At 63.3% G+C, this 17,941-nt stretch carries 14 protein-coding genes; 10 read left to right on the top strand and 4 right to left on the bottom strand.

Annotation, left to right across the window (positions count from 1 at the left end; all coding sequences use genetic code 11):
• Positions 1-5 precede the first annotated feature (5 nt).
• Both AC0NID_RS11125 and AC0NID_RS11120 read right to left on the bottom strand, forming a co-directional pair.
• The gene (locus AC0NID_RS11125; RefSeq protein WP_474033435.1) at positions 6-1,262 is read right to left on the bottom strand and encodes an ATP-binding protein; all 1,257 of its coding nucleotides are present in this window, start codon (positions 1,260-1,262) and stop codon (positions 6-8) included.
• A complete protein-coding gene (locus tag AC0NID_RS11120; RefSeq protein WP_473459540.1) occupies positions 1,259-1,984 on the bottom strand; it encodes a response regulator in 726 nt (241 codons plus the stop codon). Before AC0NID_RS11120 ends, AC0NID_RS11125 begins: the two co-directional genes overlap by 4 nt.
• Before the next feature lie 217 nt (positions 1,985-2,201).
• On the opposite strand from AC0NID_RS11120, the gene AC0NID_RS11115 reads away from it, so the two are divergent.
• From AC0NID_RS11115 to AC0NID_RS11075, 9 genes are all read left to right on the top strand, one after another.
• A complete protein-coding gene (locus tag AC0NID_RS11115; protein WP_473459362.1) occupies positions 2,202-2,924 on the top strand; it encodes a hypothetical protein in 723 nt (240 codons plus the stop codon).
• 96 nt (positions 2,925-3,020) lie between these two features.
• Positions 3,021-3,221, top strand: a complete 201-nt coding sequence (locus AC0NID_RS11110) for a hypothetical protein (protein ID WP_473459364.1) — start codon at positions 3,021-3,023, stop codon at positions 3,219-3,221.
• A 59-nt stretch (positions 3,222-3,280) separates the two neighbouring features.
• Positions 3,281-3,574 (top strand): hypothetical protein, encoded by a 294-nt coding sequence (locus tag AC0NID_RS11105; RefSeq protein ID WP_473459366.1) that lies wholly within the window; start codon positions 3,281-3,283, stop codon positions 3,572-3,574.
• A 40-nt stretch (positions 3,575-3,614) separates the two neighbouring features.
• A complete protein-coding gene (locus AC0NID_RS11100; protein ID WP_473459368.1) occupies positions 3,615-4,781 on the top strand; it encodes an efflux RND transporter periplasmic adaptor subunit in 1,167 nt (388 codons plus the stop codon).
• Entirely contained in the window at positions 4,778-7,924 is a 3,147-nt protein-coding gene (locus tag AC0NID_RS11095) for an efflux RND transporter permease subunit (protein ID WP_473459370.1), read from the top strand. The genes AC0NID_RS11100 and AC0NID_RS11095 overlap by 4 nt, the downstream gene beginning before the upstream one ends.
• Positions 7,908-9,194 carry an efflux RND transporter periplasmic adaptor subunit gene (locus AC0NID_RS11090; protein ID WP_473459372.1) on the top strand — a complete coding sequence of 429 codons (1,287 nt, stop codon included), beginning with the start codon at positions 7,908-7,910 and terminating at the stop codon, positions 9,192-9,194. The genes AC0NID_RS11095 and AC0NID_RS11090 overlap by 17 nt, the downstream gene beginning before the upstream one ends.
• Before the next feature lie 10 nt (positions 9,195-9,204).
• Positions 9,205-12,357: an efflux RND transporter permease subunit gene (locus AC0NID_RS11085; protein ID WP_473459374.1), complete on the top strand. Its 3,153-nt coding sequence runs from the start codon at positions 9,205-9,207 to the stop codon at positions 12,355-12,357.
• A 94-nt stretch (positions 12,358-12,451) separates the two neighbouring features.
• Positions 12,452-13,918, top strand: coding sequence for an efflux transporter outer membrane subunit (locus tag AC0NID_RS11080; RefSeq protein WP_473459378.1), 1,467 nt, complete (start codon positions 12,452-12,454; stop codon positions 13,916-13,918).
• Positions 13,919-13,957: 39 nt separating this feature from the next.
• Positions 13,958-14,398 (top strand): Ros/MucR family transcriptional regulator, encoded by a 441-nt coding sequence (locus AC0NID_RS11075; protein ID WP_473459376.1) that lies wholly within the window; start codon positions 13,958-13,960, stop codon positions 14,396-14,398.
• A 458-nt stretch (positions 14,399-14,856) separates the two neighbouring features.
• Here AC0NID_RS11075 and AC0NID_RS11070 read toward each other — a convergent pair whose 3' ends face one another.
• Entirely contained in the window at positions 14,857-15,072 is a 216-nt protein-coding gene (locus tag AC0NID_RS11070) for a hypothetical protein (RefSeq protein ID WP_474033434.1), read from the bottom strand.
• On the bottom strand, positions 15,069-15,794 hold the full coding sequence (locus AC0NID_RS11065; RefSeq protein WP_473459540.1) for a response regulator: 726 nt from the start codon (positions 15,792-15,794) through the stop codon (positions 15,069-15,071). Before AC0NID_RS11065 ends, AC0NID_RS11070 begins: the two co-directional genes overlap by 4 nt.
• A gap of 1,353 nt (positions 15,795-17,147) precedes the next feature.
• Here AC0NID_RS11065 and AC0NID_RS11060 point away from each other — a divergent pair.
• Positions 17,148-17,936 (top strand): antitoxin Xre/MbcA/ParS-like domain-containing protein, encoded by a 789-nt coding sequence (locus AC0NID_RS11060; protein ID WP_473455317.1) that lies wholly within the window; start codon positions 17,148-17,150, stop codon positions 17,934-17,936.
• Positions 17,937-17,941: the final 5 nt, after the last annotated feature.

The following is a 17,941-nucleotide window of genomic DNA, read 5'->3' as shown; positions in this document are numbered from 1 at the left end:
CTTGGCTAAGTTTGGCGTGGAACAGCGTCGAAAACGACCTTCTGGGAAAGACCGCCTCCGGCGCGGTTTTCCAGCGTGACGGTTCCACCGTAGCGTTCGATGATTTCCTTGGCGATGGCGAGGCCCAGGCCTGCGCCCGGAACAGATTGCCGGCGGCCGGGATCGACGCGAAAGAATGGCTCGAACGCCTTGCCCAGCAGTTCCTGCGGGATGCCCGGCCCGCGATCGGCGATGGTGAGAACGGCGTGATTGCCCGTCGCGGCGAGAGAGATGCTGCAGCCCTTGCCGTGGGTGGCGGCGTTGACGATCAGATTGCGCAGTGCCCGGCGAAGGCCGAGCGCGCCTGCCTTGACCGAAACCTTGTCGAGATGCGCGATCGACACGGCGTGATCGAGCGCGACCATCTCGGCCTCGATGTCACGGATCAGCTTTTCAAGGTCGACAGGTTCGAGGGCATCCCCCGCGACCTCCTCGCGCACCAGCCGGATGGCGCTGTCGGCGATGCGGTCAAGCTCATCAAGGTCGTTCAGCCATTTCTCGCGATCGTCATCGAGGAACTCGACGCGCAGCCGCATGCGGGTCATTGGCGTTCGCAGATCATGACCCGCGGCTGCGACCAGCCGCATGCGGCTTTCCATGGCCGTTTTGAGCCGCATCGAAAGCTGGTTCAGTGCCCGTGCGGTGGCGCGGACCTCGCCGGGGCCCTCTTCCGGCAGAGGGGCAAGAATGCCATCCGGCCCGATGCGCGCTGTCGCGGATTCCAGCATCACCAGGGGCCGCGTCAGCACCGTCGCGAAGTAGAGCGAAACGGCGGTGGCGCCAAGCACGATGAGCGTGATCCAGCCGGCCAGGACCAGCCAGCGGCTGGCCGGCGGCGAGAAGTCGGGAATATCGACGGCCATCCAGCGGCCGCTCGGCACTTGCACCGAGGCAACCATGCCTTGCTTGCCTGCCACCCGCACCACGACAGCCGGAAAGTCCGCACCGCTATGTTGAAGCGCTCTGACAAGAAAATGTGTTGCGCGTTCGTCCTCCTGCCCCTTTGCCGGCTGATCGGCAAGCTCGATCCGGACATCGCTTGCGCTGGCGACATGCCCGGGAAGCGACTGGGCCAGAAGCCTGATCTGCCGGGCGACCGGCTCTATCGTGGCTTCGGGTGCTGGTCCTCGCACCACACTGACGACCGCAAGCGTCGCCAGCGCCACCACGCCGACGATCGACGCCACCAGAAGCAGCGCAATCCGCGCCCTGAGCGAGGTCATGCCGGCGTGTCCACGGTCTCGACGCGGACGGTCAACTGATAACCGCCATTGCGCACGGTCTTGAAAAGCGGTGCTGCGGCATCCTCGCCAAGCTTGCGCCTCAGCCGGCTCATCAGCACGTCGACGGAACGATCGAGCGGGTCGCGCTCGCGCCCTTGCGTGAGATCGAGAAGCTGGTCGCGCGACAGAACCCGGCCTGGCCGATCGACAAAGACCTGCAGCAGATCGAACTCGGCACCGGTCAGCTCGATTGTCTCATCTCTCGCATTGGCAACGCGGCGGATTTCCGGCTCCATCGTGTAGCCGGCAAAGCGATAGGCGCGGGCCATGGCGGGTGCTGCCTGATCCGGCGCCGAGCGCCGCAGCACGGCGCGGATGCGGGCGGCCAACTCACGCGGATTGAACGGCTTGCCAAGATAGTCGTCGGCGCCGAGCTCAAGTCCGATGATGCGGTCGACATCCTCCTTCAGCGCCGTCAGCAGAATGACGGGAACGTGCCGTTTGCTGTCACGCAACGCGCGACAGATATCGAGGCCCGAGCCGTCGGGCAGCATGACGTCGAGCACGATCAGGTCGAACTGGCCTGCGGCTAGCTTTTGCTCGCATTCGCGCCGGTCCGCCGCAACCGAAACACGAAAACCCTGGCCGTCGAGATAGCGACCGAGAAGCGTCCTGATCTCGCGATCGTCGTCGACGACAAGGATTTGGGGTTGTGACTGCATTGCTTGCCCAGTGCCGTTACCTGTTCGTCGCCAATTATAGGAAGAGCCGTGGGTATGCGGGACGGAAAATTGCAACCGAATGTTTCCAGACCGGATCCAGAAACATTCAGTAACAAATCTCCCCTTTTCAGAAACCTTCGGAAATAGCCCGAAGCAAAAGGGAAAACAACGCCCCCTATCCTGCGGTCATTCGAAGCATGTAGGAAAGGACTGTATCATGCAAAGCAGACTTCTTGGTCTCGGTCTCTTTTCAGTCGCACTTATCCAGCCGGCGCTGGCGCAACCGACCGACCTTGGCCCCGGACCTGGCGCTGAACCGCGGATCGCGGCCATGCAGAGCGGGGCGGATAACGGCCCGATGCCGTGGCCCGGTCCACACCGGTCGATGCGGCTTGGACCGGAAGGCCCGCAGCGGTTCGGTCCACAAGGCATGGAACCACAAGACATGGAACCACAGGGCATGGGGCCGCGCCGCATGGGACCGCCGCCGGAATTCAGGCTCGCAGCCCGGCTTTCCGCGCTCGAGACCCGCATCGGCGTCAAGACCGAGCAGCTCGACGCCTGGCGCGACTATGCCAGCGCGCTGCAGGCGGTGCTGGCACGGCCCGATCATGGCCCGGGTGGTCCCGGCAGGCGCGGCCCCGATGCGGGAGTTCCCAGCGGTCCTGATAATGAGGTCCGCGATCCCTTCGCCTTCCAAGAAAGGCTGGCTGACGATCTTGCCGAACGCGCGGCTTCGGCCGCAAAGCTGAAGCAGGCAATCGCCGCCCTTCGCGCCAAACTGACGCCCGAACAGCTCGAAATCCTTGCTTCGGCGGACCAGCCGCACGGGCCACCCCCCGGCCCGTGCGGCAATCCGCCGGACGATGCAGCCGGCCCCCGAGGCCTGCCCGGTCCTGGCAGGCAGCTCCCGCCACCCTGGACAGGCGAGCAACTCTGACCGGCTGCACCGGCCGGCCCGCTGACCTGCCCCCCGCTGTCGAGCGGGCCGGCCCTCGACTGATGAGACCGGCCGTGGGCCGAAGAGAGGACTTCCATGTGGGAAATGTTCGTGACGCTGCGGCTGCTGATGGCGGTCGCGCCTGAACAGCGGCGCGGTACCGTGATGGCGCTGCGGTCGCTGCAGGCTTTCACAGGCGCGACCAGGCTCGTCTTCGGCACCTGGCGGCTTTCGCTCGGCGTTCCCCATTTCGAGAAAACCAGTTCAACCGACGGCGAAAAGGCTCATGGCCGCTAGATCATCGCGCAAGATACCTGCTGCTTTCGGCCGTCATTCTCGCCATCGCGATTGCCGCGATGCTCAAGGCCTACAGGCGCGGCGCTGTCGATGCGAACGGGGCCGGGCGTGGCGGGCCGGCGGCCAAGCAATCGGAAGAATCGCAATGGGAAGTCTCGATGATGGTGCGGTTGATCGCATCTATCTTCCCGATCTCTTTACGCCCGACAACCGCGCCCCCCATCTGGTCGCTGGTCCTGCCGGCGGACACGCTCAAAGGCATGATCCGGCTGAGCTTTGCCGCCTATCGCCTGTCGCTTCCGCCTTCAGTCCTCGCAAACAACCGCAAAGCTCATGACCAGAAAATTGCATAAAAAACCTTCTAAAGGATATTATCATAGAGGATACGCTGCCGTGGCGTATATATCCGTCATTGTGGCCGTCGTATTGGCGCTGTTGATCGCAGTCTCCACTGTTGCCGCACTCAGGGCCTATGGCCGCAACAACGCTGATGCGAACGGAGCCGATGCGGCCGCGAACAAGACACCTGCCATTGTGCAGGCGGCCTTGCTGACAGTTTCGGTCGAAAAGGTGCGCAAGGATGAAATCGCCTCGGCGTTCACCGTCACCGGCACGGTTCAGGCATGGCAGGAAGCCACGATCGGTTCGCAGACGAGCGGCCTGCAACTGACTGAGGTTCTCGTTGCCGAGGGCGACCACGTCGGCAAGGGCGAGGTGATCGCGCGTCTCGACGATACCGTTCTGAGAGCCGAGCTCGCCGAGCAGAAGGCAGCCGTCGAGCAGGCGCGTGCCGCGCTGGAAGCGGCCGAGACGGCTTCGGCGCGCGCCCAAAAGCTTATCGCCAGCAACGCGATCAGCACCGAAACGGCCGAGGAAAGAGCGACGACGCTCAAGACCAGCCGGGCACAGCTCGTCCAGGCGCAGGCGGCGGCGGACAACATCGCAGCACAACTCGCGCGGACGGAAATCCGCGCGCCCTTCGACGGTACGGTTTCCACCAGACCGGCGGTTACCGGTTCCATCGTTCAATCCGGCACGGAACTGATGAAGATTGTGCGCAACGGCAAGGTCGAGGTCGCCGTCCAGATGCCCGAGAAGGATCTGGCCGCGATCGCGCCTGGCCAGGCGGCGACCATCACCGACGCCTCCGGCAAGGTGTTTTCCGGCGAGGTCTCCTCGATCGCCGAGAAGGTTAACGGCACCACGAGGCTGGGCACGGTCTATGTCGCGCCGCAGGACAATTCCCGACTCAGTGCGGGCATGTTCGCCCGCGTCTCGATCATCACGTCTTCGGCGCAAGTCCTCAACGTCGCGGAAAGCACACTGACATGGCGCGACGGCAAGCCGGGCGTCTTCGTCGTCGGCCAAGACGGCAAGGTCGCGGCCCGCACGGTGGAAACCGGCAGCCGCAAGGACGGCCGCGTCGCCATCGTCTCCGGGCTGGCCGAAGGCGACAGCGTCGTCGTCTCCGGCGCGGGCCTGCTCAATGACGGCAATCTCGTTCGCGTCGCGGCGGGCGATGCCGGCCAGGCCGCATCGAGCACGGAGACGATGCGATGAACGCCATCTCCTCCTGGTCGATCCGCAATCCGGTTCCGACCATCGTCTTGTTCCTGTCGCTGACGATCGCCGGCCTCTACGGCTTCATGCAGCTCAGAACCAACAACATGCCTGACATCGACCTGCCGACGGTCACCGTCACCGTGACGCAGACGGGCGCCGCACCCAGCGAGATGGAGATGCAGGTCGCGCAGGTCATCGAGAATGCCGTGGCGAGCCTGGAAGGCGTCGACGATGTGTCGACCTCGATCAGCGAAGGCTCCTCGGTCACCACGGTTGAATTCACGCTCGACACCGACCCCGAGACGGCCACCAACGACGTGCGCAACGCGGTCTCCAGCGTCCAGTCCAGCCTGCCGGCCGCTGCCACCGCGCCCGTCGTGACGAAGGTCAATGCATCAGGCAATTCGGTGCTGACCTATGTGGTCGAGGCACCGGCCATGTCGCCCGACGCGCTGAGCTGGTACATCGACAACGACGTCGCCAAGGCGATGCTGGGCGTCGATGGCGTGTCCAAGATCACCCGTTCGGGCGGCGTTGACAGGGTCATCCGCGTCGAGCTCGATCCCGACCGCCTTGCCGCGCTCGGCATCAGCGCCGGCGATGTCAGCCAGACGCTCGCCGCCATCAACGTCAACCAGCCGGGCGGCCGCGCCACCATCGGCAGCCAGGAGCAATCGGTTCGCACGCTGGCCAGTGCCCAGACCGTCGAGGCGCTTGCCGATACACGCATCGCGCTTGCGGGAGCCGGCGACGTCAAGCTCTCCGATCTCGGCACGGTGGTCGACAGCTGGGAAAAGCCGCGCCAGACTGCCTATCTCGATGGCAAGCAAGTCGTTGCGTTCAATGTCTACCGGTCTGTCGGCTCGAGCGAGATCGACGTGGTCAAAGCCGCGTGCGCCGTGATCGCCGAGATGGGCGCAAATGACACGGCCGCGAAATTCACCGAAGTCACCTCTTCGTCAGGCTTCGTAAGGGAAAGCTACGACGCCGCGTTCGAGGCGCTATGGCTAGGCGCGCTGCTCGCCATCGGCGTCGTCTGGCTGTTCCTGCGCGACATCAGGGCGACGCTGGTTTCCGCGGTCGCCATGCCGTTGTCGCTGATTCCGACCTTCGCGGTGATGGCGGCGTTCGACATCTCGCTCAACAACGTCACGTTGCTGGCCTTGTCGCTGGTGGTCGGCATCCTCGTAGACGACGCCATCGTCGAGATCGAGAACATCGTGCGCCACATGCGCCAGACCGGCGCCAGCGCCTATCAGGCGGCGATCGAGGCCGCCGACGAGATCGGGCTTGCCGTGGTGGCGACCACCGCCACCATCGTCGCCGTCTTCCTGCCGGTGGCCTTCATGCCCGGCATTCCCGGAAAATTCTTCTTCAGCTTCGCGGTCGCGGTTTGTGTGTCGGTGCTGTTCTCGCTGCTGGTGGCGCGCATGCTGACCCCGCTGATGGGCGCCTACCTGGTGCGCGCCGGCGGTCACAGCGAAGACGACATGCCGGCCTGGGTGCCGACCTATCTCTGGCTGCTGCGCAAGGCCCTCGACCACCGCTGGATGACGCTTGTCGCTGGCATCGCCTTCTTCGCCGGCTCGATGGTGCTGGCGACGCAGCTGCCGACCGAATTCATGGCGGCGACGGATCGCGGCCGCTCGATGATCTCGGTCGAGCTACAGCCGGGATCGACGATCGAGCAGACGACGGCCGTGGTGCAGGACATCACCAAGCGCCTGGAGGGCGAGCCGGCGGTCGACAGCATCTTTGCCACGATCGGCACGGCGGCCGAGTCGGGCGGCGGGCCGACCCGCGGATCGACATCGGCCGAGGTGCGCAGTGCCAATGTCACCGTCAATCTGAAGCCGCGCGACGAGCGGACGATCAGCCAGCAGGAATTCGAGGCCGAGGTCTCACCGAAGCTCAACGACATTCCGGGCGCCCGCATCCAGTTCGGCGCCGACGGCCTCTCGGGCGCCAAGGTGTCGATCACGCTCGTGGGCGACAATGGCGACGCGCTGCAGAAGACCAGTGGTGCGCTGATCGACCAGATGAATTCGGTTCCCGGCCTCGGCAATCCGACATCGAGGGCCGCAACGACGAAGCCCGAGCTGATCGTGCGGCCCGACAGCGCAAAGGCGGCCGAGCTCGGCATCACGCCGACCGAGATTGCCGAGACGGTGAAGATCGCCACCGTCGGCGATACCGACACCAGCCTGCCGAAATTCAATCTCGGCGATCGCCAGGTGTCGATCGTCGTGACCTTGCCCGACAGAGCCATCGACGACCCTTCGAAGCTCGCTGTCCTGCCGTTGACCGGCACCAAGGGCACGGTGCCGCTTGCCGCGATTGCCGACATCTCCTTCAGCGCCGGTCCGAACAGCATCGCGCGGGTGGATCGCAGCCGCAGCGCCACCGTCGAGGCGGACCTTTCCGGCATCACGCTCGGCGAGGCGACCACGGCCATCCGCGCCCTGCCGGCAATGCAGAACTTGCCCGAGGGCGTGCATGAACTGGCTCGCGGCGACGCCGCCCGCATGCAGGAGCTGTTCTCCGGCTTTGCCACGGCAATCGCCGCAGGCATCCTGCTGATGTACCTGACGCTGGTGCTTCTGTTCCGCAGCTTCGTGCAGCCGGTGACGATCCTGGTCGCGCTGCCGCTCTCGGTCGGCGGTGCGCTCGGCTTCATGCTGATCACCGGCAAGGCGCTTGGGCTTTCGCCGCTCATCGGTATATTGATGCTGATGGGGATCGCGGCGAAGAACTCGATCTTGCTGGTCGAGTATGCGCTGGTCGCCGAGAAGGAACGTGGCATGAGCCGCTTCGAGGCATTGCTCGATGCCGCCCGCAAACGGGCGCGTCCGATCGTCATGACGTCGATCGCCATGGGCGCCGGCATGCTGCCGATCGCGCTCGGCATCGGCGCCGATGCCGAAACGCGCGCGCCGATGGCCATTGCCGTTATCGGCGGGCTCATCTCCTCGACCCTGCTCAGCCTCGTCTACGTGCCGGTGGTCTACACCTTCATGGACGACATCCAACGCTTCCTCGGCCGACAATTGGCCCGGCTCCTGGTGGAACGATCCGATGCCGACAGCCAGGCGGTGGCCGCAATTTCAGGGAAAGATCCAGGCCATGCGCATCCAGTCTAGCCAGTTTCCGCCGCCGGCTAAGCCACGCCGGCTCGCGCCCTGGACTGGACTGCTGTGCGCGGCGCTTCTTCTGGCGGCCTGCTCGCAGGAGCAAAGCCAGGCTCCAGCAGGCATGGGCGCTGCCGGCCGGCCCGCGGTCGGCGTCGTCACCTTGCACCCGCAATCGGTGGCGATCACCGCCGAAATGCCAGGGCGCACGGTTGCCTCGCTGATAGCCGAGGTGCGCCCTCAGGTGGACGGAATCATCCAGTCACGCCTTTTCAAGGAGGGCAGCGAAGTCGCCAAGGGAGACCCGCTCTATCAGATCGACCCAGCGAGCTATCAGGCGACTTATGACAGCGCGGTAGCGTCGCAGCAGAAGGCTGAAGCCTCGGTGCCGAGCGCGCAGGCGAAGTTCGAGCGCTATGCCGGATTGATCAAACAGAATGCGGTCAGCAAGCAGGACTACGATGACGCCGTGGCATCGCTGGCACAAGCTAAGGCGGACGTGGCATCCGCCAAGGCCAGCGTCGAATCCGCGCGCATCAATCTCGACTACACCAGGATCACCGCACCGATCGGCGGCCGCATCGACAAATCCTCGCTCACACCTGGCGCGCTGGTCACAGCGAACCAGGACACCGTGCTTACCACCATTCGCACGCTCGATCCGATCAACGTCGATGTAACGGAATCAAGCACGAATCTCCTCAACCTGCGCCAAGCCGTAGCTGAAGGCCGGTTGAAGCTCAATGGTTCCGGCATCAGCGTGAAGCTGAAGCTCGACAACGGCACTGTCTATTCGCAGACCGGCAAGATGGAATTTGCCGAGGCGAACGTCAGCGAGACCACCGGCACCTTCTCGCTGCGCGCCGAATTTCCCAACCCTGACCGGCTATTGCTTCCCGGCATGTATGTGCGGGCGATCGTGGAGGCGGCCGTGGCTCCAAACAGCTACCTAGTGCCGCAGCGTGCCGTCAGCCGAAACGCCAAGGGCGAAGCTACTGCCATGGTCGTCAACGCTGAAGACAAGGTCGAACAGCGAATCCTCGCCGTCCGCAGCAGCGTCGGCAACAATTGGCTGGTGGAGTCAGGCGTCGGCGACGGCGACCGGGTCATCGTCGAAGGTACGCAACTGGTGCGTGCCGGCGGGCAAGCATCCCCGGTCGAGGTGACGATCGATGAGGCGACCGGCGAGGTCAAGGAGCGTCAATCCTCGACCGCACCCGCCTTAGTGCGGGCAGCGGAAAGCGGCCAGAAACCGGCGCTCGCCGCCTCGACCAACAACTGAGACGATTCCTATGTCCGGCTTCTTCATCAACCGGCCGATCTTTGCCTGGGTGATCGCCATTGTGATCATGCTGGGCGGCCTGCTTGCGCTTAACTCGCTGCCAATCTCGCAATATCCCCAGATCGCGCCGACCACAGTGAGCATTAGTGCCACCTATCCCGGCGCCGACGCCCAGACCGTCGAGAATTCGGTGACCAAGGTCATTGAGCAGGGCATGACCGGCATCGACAATCTCGATTACATGACGGCAACCTCGACTTCGACCGGCTCGGCTTCGATCACGCTGACCTTCACCAGTGCGGCCGATCCCGACACCGCCCAGGTGCAGACGCAAAACAAGCTTCAGCTGGTAGAGTCGCAGCTGCCGCAGGTGGTCCAGAACAACGGCATCTCCGTCTCCAAATCCTCCACCGGCTTCCTGATGATCATGGCGTTCGCCTCGACCGACGGCAAGATGACCTCAACGGATCTTGCCGACTATGTCGACAGCACGGTGAACGATACGCTGAAGCGCGTTGAGGGGGTCGGCTCGACCAATCTCTTCGGCTCCAGCTACGCCATGCGCATCTGGCTCGATCCGGACAAGCTCGCCAAATACGCCTTGATGCCAAGCGACGTGGCCACGGCGATCGAGGCGCAGAACACGCAGGTCTCCGCCGGTCAGCTCGGCGGCTTGCCTGCGCGCCCCGGACAACAGCTCAATGCCACGGTAACGGCGAGGAGCCGGCTACAGACCGCCGAGCAGTTTCGCAATATCATTCTCAAGAGCACCACCGACGGCTCTCTGGTGCGGCTGAACGACGTCGCCACCGTCCAGCTCGGCGCCGAAAGCTACACCACCAGCGCCAGATACAATGGCAAGCCGGCGGCCGGTCTGGGCATTTATCTAGCGACCGGCGCCAACGCGATGAACACCGCCGAGGCGGTGCAGGAAGCGGTCTCGCGCCTTTCGTCGACCTTCCCGCAAGGAGTCGAGGTCGTCTACCCTTACGATACCTCGCCCTTCGTGCGCCTGTCGATCGAGGAGGTGGTCAAGACACTCGCCGAAGCGATCGTGCTGGTGTTCCTGGTGATGTTCATCTTCCTGCAGAACCTGCGCGCGACCATCATCCCGACGATTGCCGTGCCGGTGGTGCTGCTCGGAACCTTCGGGGTGCTCTCCCTGTTCGGCTATTCGGTCAACACGCTGACCATGTTCGCCATGGTGCTGGCCATTGGCCTCCTCGTCGACGACGCCATTGTCGTCGTCGAGAATGTCGAACGCGTGATGCAGGAGGAGGGCCTGCCGCCGAAAGAGGCGACGCGCAAGTCGATGAACGAAATCACCGGCGCGCTGATCGGCATCGCCACCGTGCTTTCGGCGGTGTTCGTGCCGATGGCCTTCTTGGGCGGCTCGACCGGCATCATCTACCGGCAATTCTCCGTGACCATCGTCTCGGCGATGGTGCTCTCCTTGCTGGTCGCGCTGGTGCTGACGCCGGCGCTTTGCGCCACGATCCTGCGGCCACCCAAGAACCATGCGACGCAGACAAGTCCGTTCGGCTGGTTCAACCGTGTCTTCGACCGCGGTACCCTCGCCTACCGTGACGGCTCGCACGGCATCATCAAGCGGAGCAAGCGCTTCCTCGTCGTCTTCCTGGCCATCGTCATTGCCATGGGTTGGATGTTTGCCCGGCTGCCGAGCTCGTTCCTGCCGGAAGAGGACCAGGGCATTCTGCTCACCAGCGTGCAACTGCCGGCCGGCGCGACACAGGACCGGACGGAGCGCGTGCTGACTGAAGTGACCGACCACTACCTCAAGCAAGAAAAGGATGCGGTCGAAGGTGTCTTCGCCGCCTCCGGCTTCGGCTTCGGCGGCTCCGGGCAGAACGTCGGCCTTGCTTTCGTGCGGCTGAAGGATTTCGACCAGCGCACATCGCCGGCCATGGCCGCCCAGGCGATAGCCGGCCGCGCGATGGGGGCCTTTTCCAAGATCAGGGATGCCCAGGTCTTTGCGCTCGCCCCTCCTGCCATTCAAGGCTTCGGCAACACCAACGGTTTCGATTTCTACCTGCAGGACGTCAATGGCGCGGGCCATGACGCGCTGATCCAGACGCGTAACCAGCTTCTGGCCCTGGCCGCGCAGAGCAAGCTGCTCGCCAACACCCGCCCCAACGGCCAGGAGGACCAGCCGCAGTTTTCGGTCGACATCGATCAGGAAAAGGCCAGCGCGCTCGGCGTTGGCCTGTCAGACATCAATGACACGCTTTCCACCGCCTGGGGCAGCGACTACGTCAACGACTTCATCGATCGCGGACGGGTGAAGCCGGTCTATCTGCAATCCGACAAGGACTTCCGCATGCAGCCGGAGGACCTGCAAAGATGGCAGGTTCGCAATTCCAACAGCACAATGGTGCCCTTCTCGGCTTTCGCATCCAGCCACTGGATATTCGGCTCGCCCAGGCTCGAACGCTACAATGGTTCGGCGGCGGTCGAGATCCAGGGCGCGGCGGCCTCCGGTATCAGCTCGGGTGACGCCATGGACGAGATCGACAGGCTTGTGGCGCAGCTGCCCGCCGGATATTCCCACGAATGGACCGGGCTGTCGCACCAGGAGCGGCTTTCCGGCAACCAGGCGCTGTCGCTCTATGCGATTTCGGCGCTGGTCGTGTTCCTATGCCTAGCCGCGCTCTATGAGAGCTGGTCGATCCCGTTCGCGGTCATGCTCTCGGTGCCCATTGGCATCTTCGGCGCGCTGCTGGCGGCGAGCCTGTTCGGCCAGACCAACGACGTCTATTTCAAGGTCGGGCTGCTGACCACGATCGGTCTTGCCGCCAAGAACGCCATCCTCATCGTCGAGTTCGCCATCGAGCGGCAGGTCGCCGGCATGGGGCTCGTCGAGGCGACACTGGAAGCGGCGCGACAGCGCCTGCGGCCGATCCTGATGACGTCGCTGGCATTCATTCTCGGCGTCACGCCGCTTGCGATCGCCAACGGCGCCGGTTCGGGGGCGCAGAACTCCGTCGGCATCGGCGTGATGGGCGGCATGATCGCGGCGACGGCGATCGGCGTGTTCCTGGTGCCGCTGCTGTTCGTCACGGTGCGCCGGATCTTCAAGGGCAAGGCCGTTACGCGGGACATCTCGGTGGATGCCGGGCCACAGGCAACGATCAACGGCAATTGAGGGTAACAGTATGACGGGCAGCGATTTCGACAACCTCGCGATCGGGCGAAACTCGACGGGAAATCGCCCGACGCCGGCAAGACAGTCGGCCGGAATGAGGTTGGTTGTTCTGCTATTTGCGGCGACCGCGCTTGCGGGATGCGTCGTCGGCCCGGACTATCGCAAACCAATTCTGGCGATGCCGGCCACGTGGAGCGGTCAGAAATCGTCAAAGCCCGTCAAGCCGCCGCAATTGTCGAAATGGTGGCAGCGCCTGCGCGATCTGGAATTGAATGCGCTTGTCGACGAGGCGGTTGCCGGCAATCTCGACGTCGCCACCGCGACGGCCCGGATTCGCGAGGCGCGCGCCAGCTATCGCCAGAGCGCCGGAACGTTGTTCCCGTCCGTCGACGGCTCCGGGTCCGCCACACGTAACAAGGACAGTTCGTCCACATCGGGCGGAACCGCCAGCGATGCCTACAGCCAGTACCAGGCCGGCTTCGACGCTAGTTGGGAGCTCGACCTGTTCGGCGCCAATCGCAGGAGCGTCGAGGCCGCCCGCTACGGGCTGGATGCGTCCGAGGAAGAGCTTCGCTCGACGTTGCTCACCCTGATCGGAGATGTTGCGTCCTATTATGCCGAGGCGCGCGGCTATCAGGCGCGCATTGGCCTCGCCAGGCGTGCAGCCGCGTCGCAAATGCAAACCGCGGTCCTTACCCGCACCATGCAGCAAGCCGGCATGTCGACGGCGGCGGATGTTGCGAAGGCCATGGGACAGGCAAGCAGCACGGAAGCCGATGTTCCGGCACTGGAGGCAAGCTATTCCGAAGCGGTGCATCGGCTTTCCGTGCTCACCGGACGTCCGCCGGCGGCATTGACCGAGCGGCTGAAGCGTGTTGCGCCGATACCAAGGCCGCGTCTGCCCATCCCGACCGGGATTCCTGCCGACATTCTACTCTCCCGCCCCGACGTCCGTATGGCGGAGCGGCAATATGCGCAATATACCGCCAAGATCGGCCAGGCTGAGGCGGCTCGCTATCCCAGCGTCAGTCTGACCGGAGACATCGACATGACCGCCTACAAGGTCGGCGATCTCGGCAAGAATTCCACGATCGGCTGGTCCTTCGGGCCGACGCTTAGCGTGCCGGTGTTCAACGGCGGCCAGTTGAAGGCCGCGGTCGAGGTGGCGAGAGCCCAGCGCGATCAATATTTCATCGCCTACAGATCGTCCGTGCTGACGGCGCTCGAAGACGTGGAAAACGCTCTCGTTTCGCTGCGCCAGGAGCGAATCCGGAATTCCAAGCTTGCGTCCTCGGCGAACTCCTATGGCGACGCCGCGCGCATCGCGCGTACTCTTTACAAGTCCGGGGAAACGAGCCTTCTCGATGTGCTAGACACCGAACGGTCGCTCTATTCGGCCGAGGACGATCTGCTGCAAAGCCGCGTGGCGATCGCGACCGACTACATCGCCCTCAACAAGGCCCTCGGTGGCGGCTGGGACGGCACAATCGATACCGCGAAGCCCGAGATCGTCGACGTCAAGACCGGTCCCCGGCTGGCTTCCGAGCCTGTGACGCAGTGAACAAATGAACCATCAACCAGAAGAGAGAGAGAGAGAGAAATGGCTGAGGCCGGCTCGAAAGACGCAATTGTGAAACTGATGGCAGACGTGGTTTCCGCATACGTGTCGAACAACCCTGTTCCTGCAAGCGAGCTTCCATCCTTGATCGATCAGATCTATCAGTCTCTGGATTTGCTGCGGTCCGATCGTTCAACCCAAGCTGAGAAAGAGCCGTTGAAGCCGGCTGTTCCAATCAGCAAATCCGTCACGCCGGATTTCATCATCTCGCTGGAGAGCGGCAAGAAGTTCAAGTCCCTGAAGCGCCACCTGCGCGTGAGCTACGGCCTGTCACCGGATGCATACCGCGCAAAATGGGCCCTGCCCCCGGACTATCCGATGGTCGCTCCAAACTACGCTACAACGCGCTCGCTCCTCGCAAAGAAATTCGGCCTGGGACTAAAGCCGCAGAAGGCGAAAAGACCCGCGACCAAAAAGGCATGAGAGCGCAAGACGAGCCTTGGCGGAGAGGTTGTGAGGACCAGGAAGGCAAATTCCGTCAGCGTCAGTCGCTGCTTGGGCCGACGATCTGAGCGCGATGGGATGTTCCGGTCGGGACGTGCGCGCAGACGCGTGGATCGATCTGGGCGACGGTCTCATCTTGACTCGAACAAACTGCCGGCGAATGCGACACAAATCCATCGACATAGCCAGTAAGTCGATTGTGCCCAAGCCCGTTGGACGTTCGTTGCACATCATCGTCGGGTCGTCCGCATTCGGATCTTCAGGTTCTGTTGTCGATTGTGTTAACTGGCTGCGCGTCGAGTCAACGCATCCCTATCGGCCGAAGACGCAGGAATTTCCGAAATCACCGGCTTTCATCATATAGTACGAATCCGGATGCGCAGTCCGACACGATAGCGGAGCGTGTTCTTCGTTGAAGACTGAGATGAACTATCTCGTCATTTCTGGAGGCGAGTCGGCTTGAGGTCGTCCGGTTGCGCAACGCGACCGGGAAGCGACTGGGCCAGAAGCCTGATCTGCCGGGCGACCGGCTCTATCGTGGCTTCGGGTGCTGGTCCTCGCACCACTCTGACGACCGCAAGCGTCGCCAGCGCCACCACGCCGACGATCGACGCCACCAGAAGCAGCGCAATCCGCGCCCTGAGCGAGGTCATGCCGGCGTGTCCACGGTCTCGACGCGGACGGTCAACTGATAACCGCCATTGCGCACGGTCTTGAAAAGCGGTGCTGCGGCATCCTCGCCAAGCTTGCGCCTCAGCCGGCTCATCAGCACGTCGACGGAGCGATCGAGCGGGTCGCGCTCGCGCCCTTGCGTGAGATCGAGAAGCTGGTCGCGCGACAGAACCCGGCCTGGCCGATCGACAAAGACCTGCAGCAGATCGAACTCGGCACCGGTCAGCTCGATTGTCTCATCTCTCGCATTGGCAACGCGGCGGATTTCCGGCTCCATCGTGTAGCCGGCAAAGCGATAGGCGCGGGCCATGGCGGGTGCTGCCTGATCCGGCGCCGAGCGCCGCAGCACGGCGCGGATGCGGGCGGCCAACTCACGCGGATTGAACGGCTTGCCAAGATAGTCGTCGGCGCCGAGCTCAAGTCCGATGATGCGGTCGACATCCTCCTTCAGCGCCGTCAGCAGAATGACGGGAACGTGCCGTTTGCTGTCACGCAACGCGCGACAGATATCGAGGCCCGAGCCGTCGGGCAGCATGACGTCGAGCACGATCAGGTCGAACTGGCCCGCGGCTAGCTTTTGCTCGCATTCGCGCCGGTCCGCCGCAACCGAAACACGAAAACCCTGGCCGTCGAGATAGCGACCGAGAAGCGTCCTGATCTCGCGATCGTCGTCGACGACAAGGATTTGGGGTTGTGACTGCATTGCTTGCCCAGTGCCGTTACCTGTTCGTCGCCAATTATAGGAAGAGCCGTGGGTATGCGGGACGGAAAATTGCAACCGAATGTTTCCAATTGACCCGCAGCAACCTTGCGTCACAAATTTCCCTCTTATGGAAATCTTCAGCAACGCTCCGAATTAGACCGGAAAAAGACACCTCCTATCCTCCTGCTACCCGAAGCATGCAGGAAGGATCACATCATGCGCAGCACGCTTTTTGCGCTCGGCCTGTTCACTAGCAGCCATTCATCCGGCATTGGCGCAGTATGCGGCCCCCGGCACGCTGACAAGCCCCGATCGCTGTCCGGGTGGCCCCTATGCCGGGAACTCTGCTCCGGGCGGCAATTCTGCTCCCGTTCCCTTTGCCTTTCAGGAAAGGCTGGCTGAGGACATTGCGGGCAGTCGCGGCCGGCAAGTTGAAGGATACTATCGCCGCGCTCCGCGCCAAGCTCACACTTGAACCGCTCGAAATCCTCGCTTCGGCGGATCGACCGCACGGATCATCCCTGGTCCCCTAGGGCGCTCCGCCGGATGACGCAGCCGGCCGCAGGGGCCCTGCCCCAGGTAGCTACTCCCACCCCCCTACCCAGGATAGGTGAGTAACCCCTGACAGGCTGCGCCGGCCGGCCCTCTACCTCAACCCGCCACGGGCCGGCCGGTTTCTTTCTCCTGGAATGGCGGCCCGGCTTGCCCGGCCGCTACCGAGCAACGAAAGGACGACAATGTGGGAGGTCCTGATGAATGCTGCGATTGGTCGCATCGATGAACCCGACGCTACCAATCAGCCATGTCACCCGTGCCATGCCGCTGGCTCTGCCGGCGGACAGACGCGATCCGGCTGAGCTTCGCAGCCTATCGGTACCGCCTTCGGGCATTTCAAAAAAATAGAATCATGGCCAGAAGAATCATAACCAGAAACTGCATAAGCAGCGTCTTCTCCTGCTGGTCGCATTGGTTGTGCTCGCCGCCTTCGCGGCGCCGGAAGCCTATGGCTGCGGCTCGGCCGACCGGCCGTGCAGACGGCAGCCCCGCTCAGGCCGCTACGCTGACCGTTTCCGTGGAGAATATCCGCTCGGCGTCTGCGCCACCGGCTCCGTCGCCTGGCACCAAGCAACGAGGCGCGGAAGCGAAGGGCCTGCGCCTAGCCGACGTACTGGTCGCCGAAGGCGACCACGTGATGCGGGCAAGATCAGCGCGCAGTCGTTGCAACGGGCACACGCCAGAATGGCCGGGTCGTCATCGAAGCGGGCTCTCGGAAGACGACAGCGTGGCCGTCTCGGGCGCGGCTGCTTATCTCTTTCGTATAGACGGTATAAATCCGTAATAAGAGGCGGCTAAATGCCAAGTTTCAAGCTTATCGTACTCAGTAACGCTGAGGCCAGGCAGCACAATGACTTGTATACCGATTTGCATCTCGGCGACGTATTGCAGGTTCCAGGCATTGTTACCGCGCAACGTTTCCGGCGCACCGAACACCAAGCGGATGTGGGGCCTTGTCCATGGAGCTACCTGGCGATTTATGAGTGTGAGGCCAAGGACATCAGCCAGGTCATCGAGGGCGTGAGGGCGCAGTCGGTTACCGAATGTGCGCCTAACAGTGTGGTGCACGAAGCGTATTACATCGGCTATTTCGAGCCTATCAGCGACATGAAACGTAGAACGGAGTTTGTTCAGGACTTTGCGGCCAAGAGGACGCGTCAGTCCGCGAAGACGCGTCAGTCAGCGAAGAAGAATACCCATTCGGCGCTGACAAATGCAGCCCAGGACTCCGATATTGGCTCGATGTTGATCGAGGACTGGGCAGGTCGGGTCGCTGGGCCAACCTACCTCGAAGAAAACCTGCAGATTCCAAGATCAACGTTGCATCGCTGGCAACGGCGCGATCAGGTCATCGCACTGCGCAAAGGTCTTGGCAGACACGTTTTCCCGCTGGCACAATTTGTTGACGGCAGGCCCGTTTCCGGAATACCTGATGTGCTTGAGCTGGCAAAGCATCCACGGCTCGCGTGGTCTTGGCTCGTACGGCCTTCGCCGCATCTCGATGGCCGTGTTCCCATCGAATTGCTCAGACAAGACCTGGTCGCAGAAGTCGTTCTGGCCGCTCGCCGTTCTTGCTTGGCTCCCTAGTCTTA

The sequence above is a fragment of the Mesorhizobium sp. WSM4821 genome, assembly GCF_055901555.1.
Note: the sequence above shows the minus strand (reverse complement) of the source record. Positions and strands in the feature narration are given on the sequence as shown.

Excerpts from the sequence above, each read along its gene's own strand:
- AC0NID_RS11080 (WP_473459378.1), top strand. The coding sequence starts at position 12,452 with ATGAGGTTGGTTGTTCTGCTATTTGCGGCGACCGCGCTTGCGGGATGC.
- AC0NID_RS11075 (WP_473459376.1), top strand. The coding sequence starts at position 13,958 with ATGGCTGAGGCCGGCTCGAAAGACGCAATTGTGAAACTGATGGCAGAC.
- AC0NID_RS11095 (WP_473459370.1), top strand. The coding sequence starts at position 4,778 with ATGAACGCCATCTCCTCCTGGTCGATCCGCAATCCGGTTCCGACCATC.
- AC0NID_RS11085 (WP_473459374.1), top strand. The coding sequence starts at position 9,205 with ATGTCCGGCTTCTTCATCAACCGGCCGATCTTTGCCTGGGTGATCGCC.
- AC0NID_RS11105 (WP_473459366.1), top strand. The coding sequence starts at position 3,281 with ATGCTCAAGGCCTACAGGCGCGGCGCTGTCGATGCGAACGGGGCCGGG.
- AC0NID_RS11115 (WP_473459362.1), top strand. The coding sequence starts at position 2,202 with ATGCAAAGCAGACTTCTTGGTCTCGGTCTCTTTTCAGTCGCACTTATC.
- AC0NID_RS11060 (WP_473455317.1), top strand. The coding sequence starts at position 17,148 with ATGCCAAGTTTCAAGCTTATCGTACTCAGTAACGCTGAGGCCAGGCAG.
- AC0NID_RS11125 (WP_474033435.1), bottom strand. The coding sequence starts at position 1,262 with ATGACCTCGCTCAGGGCGCGGATTGCGCTGCTTCTGGTGGCGTCGATC.
- AC0NID_RS11090 (WP_473459372.1), top strand. The coding sequence starts at position 7,908 with ATGCGCATCCAGTCTAGCCAGTTTCCGCCGCCGGCTAAGCCACGCCGG.
- AC0NID_RS11065 (WP_473459540.1), bottom strand. The coding sequence starts at position 15,794 with ATGCAGTCACAACCCCAAATCCTTGTCGTCGACGACGATCGCGAGATC.
- AC0NID_RS11070 (WP_474033434.1), bottom strand. The coding sequence starts at position 15,072 with ATGACCTCGCTCAGGGCGCGGATTGCGCTGCTTCTGGTGGCGTCGATC.
- AC0NID_RS11120 (WP_473459540.1), bottom strand. The coding sequence starts at position 1,984 with ATGCAGTCACAACCCCAAATCCTTGTCGTCGACGACGATCGCGAGATC.
- AC0NID_RS11110 (WP_473459364.1), top strand. The coding sequence starts at position 3,021 with ATGTGGGAAATGTTCGTGACGCTGCGGCTGCTGATGGCGGTCGCGCCT.